Genomic DNA, 12,951 nt, shown 5'->3' with positions numbered 1-12,951 from the left:
ACTACTGCTGCTGTTGCTGTTCTTGTTGCCAACGGCGCTGCTGTAAACGCTCACCCTCAACCTCACGCTTATTACGTGCCGACTCATACAGTTTGGTTCCTTTGAGCTCAGGGGGTAAATATTCTTGCATCACAAAATGCTCTGGATAGTTGTGCGGATACAAGTAGTCGACGCCATAGCCCTGCTCTTTCATCAACTTGGTCGGTGCATTTCTTAAATGCAGCGGCACAGGTAAATTCGCTGTTTTCTCAGCCAAATCTAAAGCTTTGTTGATCGCAAGATAAGTACTGTTACTTTTGGCACTGGTCGCCAAATACACCGCACACTGCCCAAGAATAATTCGACACTCTGGCATGCCCACCGCTTGAACAGAACGGAAGCATTCTCCAGCAAGCAGCAGTGCATTGGGGTTTGAGTTACCAATATCCTCAGAGGCTGCAATCAACATTCGACGGGCAATAAAAACGGGATCTTCACCACCTTTGAGCATGCGTGCCATCCAATATAACGTGGCATCAGGATCACTCCCTCGAATTGACTTAATAAAAGCTGACACTAAATCATAGTGCTGCTCACCCGATTTGTCATAACGGGCGATATTTTGCTGTGCAACTTTGACCACCATTGCATTGGTCACGATATTTTCAACGTCAGGCTCGAAGGTGCCCGCAATCAGTTCAATTAAATTCAAGGCTTTGCGCGCGTCACCTGCGGCAAACTGCACCAGTGCTTCAAATTCTTCAATTTGAATATAACGCTCTTTTAAAAACGGATCGTTCTTAATCGCTTGCAGTAATAAAGTTTGAATCGCATCGGCATCGAGCGCATTTAAGGTATAGACCTGACAACGCGACAACAATGCACTATTGACTTCAAAAGAAGGATTTTCAGTGGTGGCACCAATGAGGGTAATTTTGCCTTTCTCCACAGCATTCAGTAAAGCATCTTGCTGCGATTTGTTAAAACGATGAATTTCGTCAATAAACACCACAGGTGGCATTAAATCTCCGCCATCAGCAATGATCTCACGGAGCTCTTTAACCCCCGTATTGAGTGCAGATAGACTGACAAAAGGTCGATCAATCGCTTGCGCCAACAGTAAAGCAATGGTGGTTTTCCCCACGCCTGGCGGCCCCCAAAAAATGATCGATGGCAAATGCCCTTGATCGATCATTTGGCGGAGCGGTGCCTGCTCACCCAATAAGTGATCCTGCCCAATAATTTCAGATAAATCACGCGGGCGTAAACGTTCAGGCAGTGGAATATTGCTATCGGACATAGGGCTAGGACTTATCATGCGTTCATCGAATGCTTATGTTATGGCAAATTCAGGCGAATGACACAAACTTTTCATGCAATTTGATTGTGCTTTTATCGACTAGCGAACCCAACGCACAATATAGTCTTCGATGTCATCATCCTGAATCTCTTCTTCAGAAATACAGCGTCCTGCCGCAGACTTTTTCGCTTTCAGAATACTTTGACGTGAGCCCGTGTTCAGATAGTGCCATCTGGGCAAATTTTTACCTTCATGCAGACGACGGTAAGCACAGCTCGGTGGTAACCAATGAATCGTGTCTAAAAGTTCGGGCGTGAGCTGGATACAATCGGGCACATGCTGCTTGCGGTTCGGATAATCCCGACAACTGGCCGTTTGACAGTCCAACAGTTTACAGGCCACTTTGGTATAGGCGACTTCTTGGCTTTCTTCATCTTCAAGTTTCACCAGACAGCATAGACCACAACCATCACACAACGCTTCCCACTCTGCTGAACGTAGCTCAGTGAGCGCATAATGCTTCCAAAACTCTGGTCTTAATTCGTTGGACATAACCACTGCCAATAAAACTGAATGCACTATTATAACCTATAGTCACATGGCTTTCAGAGCTATCTAAAGTGTCAATATTTACATCATATTCATAAACTTAAAATACAAATAGAACACTTTTTAAACAAAAGCAACACAGTGTGTCCGAACCTTCTTTCTATACTAATAGAGTAATAAATAAGAACATGTATGGAGAAAAATTATGTTTCGTTGGGCGATTATCTTCGCAGTGATTGCACTGATTGCAAGTTTACTTGGTTTTGGCGGCGTAGCAGGTTTATCCAAAGACTTTGCGATTATTTTATTAGTGATTGCTGTGATTCTTGCGATTGTCGGATTTTTATCCCGTGGCAAAGTCTAAAGCACATTACGCTTAATCACTAAAAAAAGAAGGATTCAGATCCTTCTTTTTTTATATGTGCCTTTAAAAATAATTTCTCACATTTCTCATCTAGATCGGAATATTTTTCAAATCCTTGTAAAAGTTTTTATGCTTTAATCAGAACAGATCATCTATCAGGATTTGAGCATGACAATCAGTATTCAAACTCGAGAAATTCAATATAACGCAGCCGATGGACAACGCTTAGTCGGTTATTTTGCAGCACCAAGCTCTCAAACACCGCATGCAGGTATCATCGTTGCACCCGAATGGTGGGGCCGAAATGAATATACTGAACAACGTGCTCGCGAACTGGCTGAACACGGTTATGCCGCACTAGCGATTGATATGTACGGCGACAAAAATGTCACCACAGATGCGAAACAAGCCTATGAATGGATGATGCAAACTTTTGCCGATGCAGACACCATCGTCAACCGTGCGCAAGCAGGTTTAGATACGCTTGCTGCCCAGCCTGAAGTGAATCCCACTCAACTGGCGGCGATTGGTTTTTGTTATGGCGGTAAAGTGGTTTTAGACTTAGCTCGCTCAGGTGCACCGCTTAAAGCAGTGGCGACTTTCCACGCCACATTGGCACCGAAAACCCCCGCGGTCGAAGGTCAAATTCAGGGTGAGATTTTAGTTTTACATGGTGAGTTAGACAGCATGGTCACTTTGGATGATGTTGCCAGCTTCCGTGAAGAAATGCATGCGGCAAAAGTGGACCATGAAGTGATCATTTTTGAAGATGCGAAGCACGGTTTTAGCAACCCATTGGCCGATGAGCGTGCCAAAGCCAATGGCGTAGACTTGGGCTATAACCCAGAAGCAGAAAGACAAGGGCTAGATGCAATGTATGACTTGCTAGAACGCAATCTCAGTGCTTAACTAGAGCTGAGAATTCAAATATTTGATTTTTCAGATCCAACAGGATACATAATTAGATTTTAGAGGAGATAACAATGACTGAGACCCACTGCCAATATTGTAATTTTGATGAATATGACGTGCTTGATAAAAATGACTTTGGGGTAATTTTGCCCGAACCCAATGCATTGTCTAAAGGTCACTGTGTCATTATCCCTCTACGTCATGTGAGCTCATTTTTTGACATTACCGACAAAGAACGTAAAAGTTTAATGTCTTTGCTAGAACTGGCACGTAATGAACTCCAATTGCGTCATCAACCTTCAGGCTTTCATATTGGTTTTAATGACGGTGAAATATTTGGGAATGTGTCTGAACACTTACATATTCACATTATTCCACGCTACAAAGACCAAGAGCTAAAACTCGATGCACGTTGGGGCATGACGAAAGACTAAGTTTTTATGGTTTTAAATGGCGCGTAAGCGCCATTTTTTACGTGCAAAAAATCAGGCTCAGAAAAGACATTCAGTTATACTAAGCCGAATTTTTTGCTTGTGCCTCAGATGTCTCCTTTCTCTTTTTCAGATGCGTTACTGACTTGGTTCGATGTTCATGGTCGACATGATCTGCCATGGCAAGTGGCCGATGATCCCTACAAAGTCTGGGTGTCTGAAATTATGCTGCAACAGACCCAAGTCAAAACAGTGCTGCAATACTTCGAGCGTTTTATCGAACGCTTCCCAACGGTTGGAGCTTTAGGGACAGCATCATGGGATGAGGTCGCACCCTACTGGGCAGGCCTAGGCTACTATGCCCGTGCACGTAATCTGCATAAAGCCGCAGGGGTTGTGGCACGTCAGGGACACTTTCCTCAAACTTTAGAGGACTGGATTGAACTGCCAGGCATTGGTCCATCAACCGCAGGTGCGCTGATGTCTTTGGGTTTACGTCAGTACGGCGTCATTATGGATGGCAATGTAAAACGCGTGCTCGCGCGTTTTTTTGCCATTGAGGATGATCTAAGCAAACCTGTGCATGAACGCAGCATGTGGCAACTGGCCTCTGAACTCTGTCCAACTGAACGTAACCACGACTATACCCAAGCCATCATGGATTTGGGGGCAACCGTCTGTACCCCTAAAAAACCACTGTGTTTATACTGCCCAATGCAGCAACACTGTAAGGCCCATGCACAAGGGCTAGAAACTGAACTGCCTTTTAAAAAACCCAAGAAAGCTGTGCCTGTGAAGTCAGCCCAAGTTTTGGTGCTGCGTCATCACAATCAATGGCTGTGGCAACAGCGTCCCAATAGTGGACTGTGGGGCGGTTTATGGTGTTTACCTATTTTTGAAAATCGTGATGAACTCACGCAACTTCGCCAAAGTCTAGGACTGAAACAAGTCTCGCAACGCGCTGACATTTCGCATAGTTTCACCCATTTCACTTGGCAACTGGAAGCGCTTTGCTTTGAAGTCGATGCCGATCAACTCGAACATTTAAGTATAGAATTGGCCAGCACATGGCTAGACATACAAAACGTCACAGAAATGGGTATCCCAACTGCGATGAAAAAATTGATCTCGGCAATTCAACTGTGACATAGTTGGGTAATCCATTGGGTTCACCCTGACACTTTAAAATTAGATCACTGAAATAATAAAGGATTGTTCGTGCGTAATTGTTTGCCCCGCCTTTCTGCGCTTGCCAGTTTAAGTTTTGTGATTCTGTTACTCGCAGCTTGCCGTACCACGCCGCCTGCACCAAGTGGAAGCCAGTTACCGGCCTCACAAGTCCAACAGCTGAAAAACATGCGTTTAGCTCAGCAGCTGCCTGTACCCGTTCAAGGCATTAAACGTCATGGGCTCACAGATACTTGGGGAGCGTCCCGCAGTAGCGGACGGACGCATGAAGGCATCGACATTCTGGCTCCACGTGGAACAAAAGTTTTTTCTGCCACAGAAGGGCTCGTCGCAGACTTACGCAATAACAATTTGGGTGGTAAAGTGGTTTGGATTATGGGGCCAGCAGGCACTTGGCATTACTACGCTCATCTTGATGACCATAAACGTGGCTTAAGTGTCGGCGACTATGTCAAAAAAGGCGACCTGATTGGCTATGTCGGTAATACAGGCAATGCACGGCACACAGCCCCACATTTGCATTATGGACTTTATTTACAAGGTAAAGGCCGTGGTGCAGTAAATCCCTATCCTTATTTACGTTAACTTTAGGAATTTTTCATGTCAGAAGCGTTGATCAACCGTCTGGTCGAATTTGCTGAATCAGGCAATCAACAAAAAATCATCTTGGCTGGACAAAACCACCAAGGTTGGATCATGGAAATTACCGAAGATGCGCTTTTAATCAGTACTGGATTTGCTGAAAAAACAGGAAAAGATGTTTGGATTAACTTTTCCGACCTCGAACACGCCCAATTGTTTTATTGGGACAATCAACACGACCAATGGGCACCTTTTACCCTATAAAAAGATCAGGAGCATGTTCATGACCACTCAACGCTGCGGATGGTGCTCCTCAGACCCACTTTATATCGACTACCATGATCATGAGTGGGGTAAACCACTACATGATGAAAAGCAATTATTTGCAATGCTCTGCCTCGAAGGTCAACAAGCGGGGCTGTCATGGATTACTGTCCTGAAAAAGCGTGAACATTATCATCGCCAGTTTTTTCAATATTCTATTGAACAAATTGCGGCTCTAAGTGATACAGACTTAGCCGAAAAAGTCCAAGATATCGGCTTAATTCGCCATATCGGGAAGCTGACCGCCATTCGTGACAATGCGCTTGCATGGCAAGCCCTAAGGCAACAAGGCATCAACCCCGTTGAGTGGCTCTGGAACTTTGTCGAGCAACACGCCATCAACAATGATGTCCCTGACTACCGTACAGCGCCTGCACAGACACCTCAAAGCCAAAATATGTCGAAAACCCTAAAAAAACAGGGCTTTAAATTTGTCGGCCCCACCACCTGCTATGCCTTTATGCAAGCGGTCGGTATGGTCAATGATCATGAAAACAGCTGTCATTTTAAATAAAAGTACATAAAAAACAGGAAAATAAGGATATAGACTATGACGGATAACACCATTCGTGCCTATGCGGCAATGCAAGCAGGTGCAGCACTACAACCCTATCAATTCGATGCGGGTGAACTGCAACCACATCAGGTCGAAGTCCAAGTCGAATATTGTGGATTGTGCCATTCCGATGTTTCAGTCATTAACAATGAATGGAACTCTTCGGTCTATCCCGTTGTCGCGGGTCATGAAATTATTGGCACCATCAGTCGCTTAGGCTCCGAAGCCAAAGGGCTTAAACTTGGACAGCGCGTCGGTATTGGTTGGACGGCAGAAAGCTGCCAACACTGTGACCCCTGTGTGTCGGGCCAACAAGTGCTCTGTACAGGTGGGTCGACAGCAACCATCGTCGGTCATGCAGGTGGCTTTGCCGATAAAGTTCGCGCAGGTTGGCAGTGGATTATTCCTTTACCAGAAGAACTGGATCCTGAGTCTGCGGGTCCTTTATTGTGTGGCGGTATTACCGTTTTTGATCCGATTTTAAAACACCAAATTCAAGCCATTCACCATGTCGGGGTAATTGGGATTGGTGGTCTAGGACATATGGCTATTAAGTTACTTCGAGGATGGGGCTGTGAAATTACGGCGTTTACCTCGAACCTCGACAAAACGGAAGAACTCAAGGCCATGGGTGCAGATCATGTGGTGAATAGCCGTGATGTGGATGCGCTTAAAACCCAGCGAGGCAAATTCGATCTATTGCTCAGTACGGTGAATGTCACGCTCAATTGGCCTGCCTATATTAGTACACTGGCACCGAATGGCACGATCCATTTGCTAGGCTTGCCTCTAGAGCCCATCAAGTTAAATGCAGGTAGTCTGATTGGTGGAGCAAAGTCTATCACGGGTTCACCCACTGGCTCACCTGCGGCATTACGTCAGCTACTCAAATTCGCTGCACGTAAAAACATTGCGCCACAAATTGAACTGTATCCTATGTCACAGTTGAATGAAGCACTGGAACGGTTACATTCTGGAAAAGCCCGTTATCGTATCGTCCTCAAAGCCGATTTTTAATCCATAAGCGCCTCAAAAGAGGCGCTTTTTATACCGCTTGTTTGACCAACGTCGAACTGCTGAGTTGCGCTTTCACCCAATCGGCCAACAAAGTGACCGCTGCGCGAATATCTGTTGAAATTTCATGACCAGCATTGAGGCGGATACAGTTTTTATAACGCTGCCCTTCACCAAAGACTTCGCCTGGCACAATATTAATACCGTGCTGCTGAGCAAAATAGTACATATCTAAACCGTCAATACACTCTGGCAACTGTAACCACAGTGCATAACCACCAAAGGGTTGATTGATACGTAACTCAACTCCGTTAAAGGCATGCTGAATCATGTGTCGGTATTGCTCAACTTGCTGTTTCAAAATCGGCTTTAACTGCTGTAAATGCTCCCGATAAGCACGACTATAAATGAGATCGGCCAGTGCCAACTGCAAGGGTGTATTCACTGTAATATTTTGCATCAATAACGTAGCCTTCAAATGCGCTAAGCGCTGCGGAATACAAAACCAACCTACCCGATACGCAGTTGAAAGTGACTTGGAAACCGAACCACAGAAAATCACATAACCCTGCTGATCCCAATACTTAATCGGCAGCGGACGACTCGAGCTGAAACTACATTCACCATAAATATCATCTTCAATCACATAGCACTGATAGCGTGCCGCCAGTTGTGCAATTTTTTCTTTTTCTGCATTGCTTAAGCAAAACCCCAATGGATTTTGATAATTGGCCGTGAGTAAGCACGCTTTTGCGCCTGAACTTTGCATGACCTGCTCTAAACGTTCAAGATCAAAGCCTTGGGTATCGGCTGGAATTTCAATAATTTTTCGCTTTAACCCCGCCAGCATTTGCAACTGGCCATTAAAATTTGGGGTCGGCACAATCACGCTGTCGCCTTCCTTGCTGAGGTGTTGGATCATCACCGACAACGCAGGCATACAGCCATTGCTGATGTAGATATCATCCTGCGAAATATAAAAGCCATCTTCAGCCCAATGCTCAGACAAAGCCTGCCGTAAGCGAATATGACCCTGCTTATCGCTATATAAAAAATCTTCAGGTTGACTGTGTTTTAAAGCACGTTGAATGGAGCGGCGGAGCGCCTCTACAGGCACATGTTTTGGAGAAAGCTGAATCGCTCCCAAATGGATGAGACGGCTATTAATGGAAGACTGTTGAATTTCTAGCTGTAGCTCTAAATTAGAAATATCACGAGCTTGAGACTGAAAATCAGGATGCTGCGGTACAGGAATAGATGAGCTGGTATTTTTTTGATAACTGACAAAATAGCCCGACTTATTTTTCACATGAATATACCCCTGCGACTCGAGTAGCTCATAACAGCTCTTGGCCGTATTCAAGCTGACCTTTTGTAAGTTAGCAAACTGGCGTAACGACAGCAACTTTTGCCCTGCGGGTAATTCAGCATTTTGAATTTTTTCAAGCAACTGTGCAGCTAAGCTTTGATACTGAAATGCCATTCATCTGTACCTGTTTTTTAAAATTTTATGTATCTGTATCCATTATGCCAACAGAATTATGCTTCTGTCATTCGTTCACAACCATAAATAGGCACTTTTATGAAAAAAATAATCATATCTCTCTTTTGCTTATTGAGCTTATCGGCTTGCCAACCGCCACATGTTTCACAGCAGGTACAACAGCAGCATTTTATTTGTAAAGCACTGATTGAAGGGTTTCTGAAAACGCAAAATTTAACTGATTATCAGTTTTTAAGTTTAGCGCCGAGCTTGACTGAAACCTCGACCCAACGAACTTATCAATATCAGTTAAACAATGAACGTCAAATGCAGATGAACTTGCCCCGCCAGAAAAATTTACAGTTTCAATGTGACCAAAGCAGTGCTGAAAACTTCAAGATCTCGCTCGCTGGTGAAGGAGATGCCATGCTCAGTTTAATCCAGTTAGACCTGCCTAAGGCTTCAACCTTAGAGCTGCTGAGCGCTTATCAACAGCCTTAATTTTTAAAACATAAAAAGCCTGCATTGCAGGCTTCTTCGTCTTCAAAATTAACGTAAGGCAGTCGGTAAGTGGGCAGGTGTCCCCTCTTGTTCCAGCAATTGATTTTTCATTTTTTGCAGCATTTGATAGGGTTGTTGTTGGACAAACATATTCACAAACTTCAGTGGTATCGATCCCTCAGGGTTGGCATAGCCCGAGGTCGAAACCTTGACTTTATTTGGTCCCAGTTTCTGAAAGGTCCAATCGCCCTCATAATGATTTAGACGCACATAATCTGGATTTTTAAGGATGTTTTTATCAATCGCTTTATTTTTAATGCTAATAATGCCCTGACTGTCCTTGGTCATTTTCCCCTGCACCACCAAGTCGCGATCTTTTAAAGGAAAAGGAAAATCCAGCACCATATACAGCTGAAACTCGCCTTTTTTATCATCGCGCGACAAGACTTTCACACTGCCCATATACGGCACCCATTTCACCGCATGGTCAACATCTAAGATCAATGACACTGCTTTTTCAATCGGTACATCAAACGTGGTTTCAGCCTTATATAAAAAGACCGGATTTTGCGCATTTTGATAGGTCCAAACTTTAATATTATTTTTATGAATACTGAGTTTGGCTTGATCCATAGGTTTGGCCTGTGCTGTCGTCATCACGACAACAACACAAGCCATATACATGACTTTTTTCATTCTATTCTTCGTCTTATTTTAGTTTTTTATCTTGTTTTTATGGCGAATGAAGCAGGTTTTTAAACTTGAATGTCGTTAAAACCCAGTACATCTTTCATGTCATATTTACGTGCTTCACGTCCTACCACCCAATCCGCAGCACGTACCGCACCCGAAGCAAAGTTCATACGGTTAGTCGCTTTATGGGTAATTTCAACACGCTCACCATCAGCAATAAACATAGCTGTATGTTCACCGACAATATCGCCGCCACGAATGGTTTGGAAACCAATACTTTGACGCTCACGGGGTCCTGTATGACCTTCACGGCAATACACTGCATCGGTTTTCAAGTCACGACCTAAAGCACCCGCAATCGCCTCACCCATCATCAACGCTGTGCCTGATGGTGCATCGACTTTATGACGGTGATGCGCTTCAATCACTTCAATATCCACTGTGTCGCCAAAGACTTTAGACGCCATTTCCAACAGTTTAATCGAAACGTTGACCCCCACAGAATAGTTGGCTGCATAGACCACAGGTATTTGAGTCGCAGAGTCATCCAAATAAGCTTTTTGTTCGTCATTCATACCCGTGGTCCCAATGACAATGGCCACCCCAGCTTCACGACAAATTTTTAAATGCTGAACGGTCGCTACTGGTGCAGTGAAATCAATGATCACATCACAATCTTTCACTACCGCTTCCAGACTACCCACCACCTTCACGCCTAGGCTGCCAATACCTGCAAGCTCACCTGCATCTGTACCAACCAGTGAGCTTTCAGGGCGTTCCACTGCCGCAGCCAGTTGATAGCCTGCTTCATGTACCGCTTGAATAAGGATGCGACCCATACGACCGCCGGCACCTAAGACACCAATGCGTGGAGCTGCTGACATAACATATTCCTAATCTAGCTTCAAAATTGCTCTTACTATAGCAAAACTGATTGCCCAGACTAAGGTTTGTTGGGCATTTTCATCGAAAAAATCGCTTTATTTTCAAACATGATTTCTCAAGCTTTTCACAAATTTGCAATCAATCTTACGCAGACTAGGTTCGCGTTTAAAAACAACTTTAAAATGAGGAAAATAGAATGAAAGCAAAGGTACTTTTTCTAGCGATGGCGTTTGGGGGCAGTTGGGCACAGGTTCAGGCTGAACCCGCTGTTCAAGTGGGAGACACGTTGGAAAGTTTGTCACAAGTCAAAATTAGCACCAGTACACATCCAAAGGCCAATACTGAACATCAAGCACCATCAGTTGCACCTGTTGAAGAAACTGTCTCTGTAGATCAGATTGATCAACCTGAGTTGCCAGCAGAAGCGCAATAACATAAAAAAAAAGCGGGAAAATATTCCCGCTCTTTTCAACACTGATTCAGACGTACCGTATTTAATTAATCAAACAGACGGTCAAAGAAAGACTTTTTCTTCGGTGATGATTTGTGATCATCTCCATCTAAAGTTTCTTGCAACTCTTTCAACAGTTCACGTTGACGTGCCGTCAAGTTGACTGGCGTTTCAATCACGATACGGCAGAGCAAATCACCCTGCATACTGGTGCGTACAGGTTTAACCCCTTTGCCACGTAAACGGAACATTTTACCCGTTTGTGTGCCTTCAGGAATTTTCAAACTCACACGACCTTCGAGTGTCGGGATTTCAATTTCTTTACCCAAAGCAGCATCAGCAATGCTCACAGGGACATCCATATACAGGTCTGCACCATCACGTTGGAAGATTTCGTGCTCACGCACCACCACTTCTACGTACAAGTCGCCTGACTGACCATCACGAATCGCTTCGCCTTTGCCCGTTAAACGAACGCGGTCACCGTTGTCAACGCCCGCAGGAATCGTCACTTCTAAGGTTTGTTGACGGTCTTTAACACCTGAACCATGACAGGTATTACATGGGTTCTTAATGATCTTACCCTGACCGCGACAGGTGCTACAGGTCTGCTGTACAGAGAAGAAACCTTGCTGCATGCGAACCTGACCTGCACCATGACAAGTTTTACAGGTTTCAACATCGTTCGGGTTTTTAGAGCCTTTACCATCACAAGTTTCACACGGCGCTGGTGCAGTAAAAGTAATGGTTTTTTTCACCCCTCTTACTGCTTCTTCCAACGTCAGTTCCATCACATAACGTAAGTCAGAACCACGACGTGCACGCTGTTGACCACGACCGCCGCCGCCGCCAAATGCACCACCGAAAATGTCACCGAATTGACTGAAAATGTCTTCTGCGCTGAAACCACCACCGAAGCCGCCTCCGCCGCCCATACCACCTTCAAAGGCTTGATGCCCCATACGGTCGTACATGCTACGCTTTTCGCTATCCGATAAAATTTCATAAGCTTCAGCCGCTTCTTTAAACTTCTCTTCAGCTTCAGCATTGTCAGGGTTGCGGTCCGGATGATATTTCATCGCCAACTTACGGTAGGCTTTTTTAATTTCATCATCACTAGCGGTTTTAGCAACACCTAAAACCTCATAATAATCACGTTTAGCCATGTCTGGCGATGCTCCTCACGGAATTTATTTAATACTCAACTGTGGTCTGAAATTGGGTTCAAACCAAGTTTTACAAGGGGGTGTTTGAAAAAAAATCAGTAGGATTAGAAAACTGCTTTATTTTTCAAAAATTTAGACAGGCCTTTAAACCATGCATTTAGAAGGAAGAGAAATGCAATACAGCTAAAAACCACACCTGCAACCGTGCATGCAGTCACCCACAATGCGCTGTCCCAAGTGAAGAAAATAAGAGGAATAAACCACAGTGCTGCAAATAAAGCCAAAATGCTATAAATCACAATATTGCGCATGACCCAGAGTGCTTGCGCTTGTAACCACACTTCGGCATGATCAATTTGCGTGACTTTTCGGGCATACCAATAGGAAAATGCGCCACTAATCACAGTAAACAAAGCCAAAAACATGAAGACATAAGAAATCGCGATAGAGCGGCGATACTTGGTTACATTGTCTTGCATCATGCGTTTAACCCCATTTGCCACATCGTTGGTTTTTTAATGTGTAGCAAAAAACTGCTTTATAAAAATGCCATAAATTTCAGGTGCTACTATA

General features: G+C 44.4%; 17 protein-coding genes. 10 read left to right on the top strand and 7 right to left on the bottom strand.

Annotation, left to right across the window (positions count from 1 at the left end; translation table 11 throughout):
- Nucleotide 1 precedes the first annotated feature (1 nt).
- Entirely contained in the window at nt 2-1,279 is a 1,278-nt protein-coding gene (locus AC4MC0_RS00325) for a replication-associated recombination protein A (protein WP_062031827.1), read from the bottom strand.
- 99 nt (nt 1,280-1,378) lie between these two features.
- Entirely contained in the window at nt 1,379-1,831 is a 453-nt protein-coding gene (locus AC4MC0_RS00320) for a YcgN family cysteine cluster protein (RefSeq protein WP_039890724.1), read from the bottom strand.
- A 202-nt stretch (nt 1,832-2,033) separates the two neighbouring features.
- On the opposite strand from AC4MC0_RS00320, the gene AC4MC0_RS00315 reads away from it, so the two are divergent.
- The 8 genes from AC4MC0_RS00315 (at nt 2,034) to ahr (ending at nt 7,202) form a co-directional block, all read left to right on the top strand.
- Complete coding sequence (locus AC4MC0_RS00315) at nt 2,034-2,192, top strand: DUF1328 domain-containing protein (protein WP_004647174.1); 159 nt, start codon at nt 2,034-2,036, stop codon at nt 2,190-2,192.
- Nucleotides 2,193-2,360: 168 nt separating this feature from the next.
- Nucleotides 2,361-3,101: a dienelactone hydrolase family protein gene (locus tag AC4MC0_RS00310; RefSeq protein WP_270428738.1), complete on the top strand. Its 741-nt coding sequence runs from the start codon at nt 2,361-2,363 to the stop codon at nt 3,099-3,101.
- A gap of 74 nt (nt 3,102-3,175) precedes the next feature.
- Entirely contained in the window at nt 3,176-3,538 is a 363-nt protein-coding gene (locus tag AC4MC0_RS00305; protein WP_004691832.1) for an HIT family protein, read from the top strand.
- Between the two features lie 108 nt (nt 3,539-3,646).
- Entirely contained in the window at nt 3,647-4,681 is a 1,035-nt protein-coding gene (mutY, locus tag AC4MC0_RS00300) for an A/G-specific adenine glycosylase (protein WP_270428736.1), read from the top strand.
- Between the two features lie 84 nt (nt 4,682-4,765).
- Nucleotides 4,766-5,308: a M23 family metallopeptidase gene (locus tag AC4MC0_RS00295; RefSeq protein WP_171522851.1), complete on the top strand. Its 543-nt coding sequence runs from the start codon at nt 4,766-4,768 to the stop codon at nt 5,306-5,308.
- Nucleotides 5,309-5,323: 15 nt separating this feature from the next.
- On the top strand, nt 5,324-5,569 hold the full coding sequence (locus AC4MC0_RS00290; protein WP_004691836.1) for a hypothetical protein: 246 nt from the start codon (nt 5,324-5,326) through the stop codon (nt 5,567-5,569).
- Between the two features lie 19 nt (nt 5,570-5,588).
- Nucleotides 5,589-6,143, top strand: coding sequence for a DNA-3-methyladenine glycosylase I (locus tag AC4MC0_RS00285; RefSeq protein ID WP_270428734.1), 555 nt, complete (start codon nt 5,589-5,591; stop codon nt 6,141-6,143).
- Between the two features lie 36 nt (nt 6,144-6,179).
- The gene (ahr, locus tag AC4MC0_RS00280; RefSeq protein WP_005401446.1) at nt 6,180-7,202 is read left to right on the top strand and encodes an NADPH-dependent aldehyde reductase Ahr; all 1,023 of its coding nucleotides are present in this window, start codon (nt 6,180-6,182) and stop codon (nt 7,200-7,202) included.
- Nucleotides 7,203-7,230: 28 nt separating this feature from the next.
- On the opposite strand, the gene AC4MC0_RS00275 is transcribed toward ahr, so the two are convergent.
- Entirely contained in the window at nt 7,231-8,682 is a 1,452-nt protein-coding gene (locus AC4MC0_RS00275) for an aminotransferase-like domain-containing protein (RefSeq protein ID WP_270428732.1), read from the bottom strand.
- Nucleotides 8,683-8,781: 99 nt separating this feature from the next.
- On the opposite strand from AC4MC0_RS00275, the gene AC4MC0_RS00270 reads away from it, so the two are divergent.
- Nucleotides 8,782-9,183 (top strand): hypothetical protein, encoded by a 402-nt coding sequence (locus AC4MC0_RS00270; RefSeq protein ID WP_005401444.1) that lies wholly within the window; start codon nt 8,782-8,784, stop codon nt 9,181-9,183.
- A gap of 48 nt (nt 9,184-9,231) precedes the next feature.
- On the opposite strand, the gene AC4MC0_RS00265 is transcribed toward AC4MC0_RS00270, so the two are convergent.
- Nucleotides 9,232-9,879 (bottom strand): START domain-containing protein, encoded by a 648-nt coding sequence (locus tag AC4MC0_RS00265; protein WP_058951481.1) that lies wholly within the window; start codon nt 9,877-9,879, stop codon nt 9,232-9,234.
- A gap of 59 nt (nt 9,880-9,938) precedes the next feature.
- Entirely contained in the window at nt 9,939-10,760 is an 822-nt protein-coding gene (gene dapB / locus AC4MC0_RS00260) for a 4-hydroxy-tetrahydrodipicolinate reductase (protein ID WP_058870567.1), read from the bottom strand.
- A 197-nt stretch (nt 10,761-10,957) separates the two neighbouring features.
- On the opposite strand from dapB, the gene AC4MC0_RS00255 reads away from it, so the two are divergent.
- The gene (locus AC4MC0_RS00255; protein WP_058951479.1) at nt 10,958-11,194 is read left to right on the top strand and encodes a hypothetical protein; all 237 of its coding nucleotides are present in this window, start codon (nt 10,958-10,960) and stop codon (nt 11,192-11,194) included.
- 65 nt (nt 11,195-11,259) lie between these two features.
- Here the strand turns inward: AC4MC0_RS00255 and dnaJ are convergent, their stop codons facing one another.
- On the bottom strand, nt 11,260-12,378 hold the full coding sequence (gene dnaJ / locus AC4MC0_RS00250; RefSeq protein ID WP_004978425.1) for a molecular chaperone DnaJ: 1,119 nt from the start codon (nt 12,376-12,378) through the stop codon (nt 11,260-11,262).
- 104 nt (nt 12,379-12,482) lie between these two features.
- Nucleotides 12,483-12,860: a hypothetical protein gene (locus AC4MC0_RS00245; RefSeq protein WP_004978426.1), complete on the bottom strand. Its 378-nt coding sequence runs from the start codon at nt 12,858-12,860 to the stop codon at nt 12,483-12,485.
- Between the last annotated feature and the right edge of the window lie 91 nt (nt 12,861-12,951).

This window comes from Acinetobacter sp. CAU_H_S139_7, from assembly GCF_058599305.1.
This window is presented reverse-complemented; position numbering and strand designations above follow the sequence as displayed.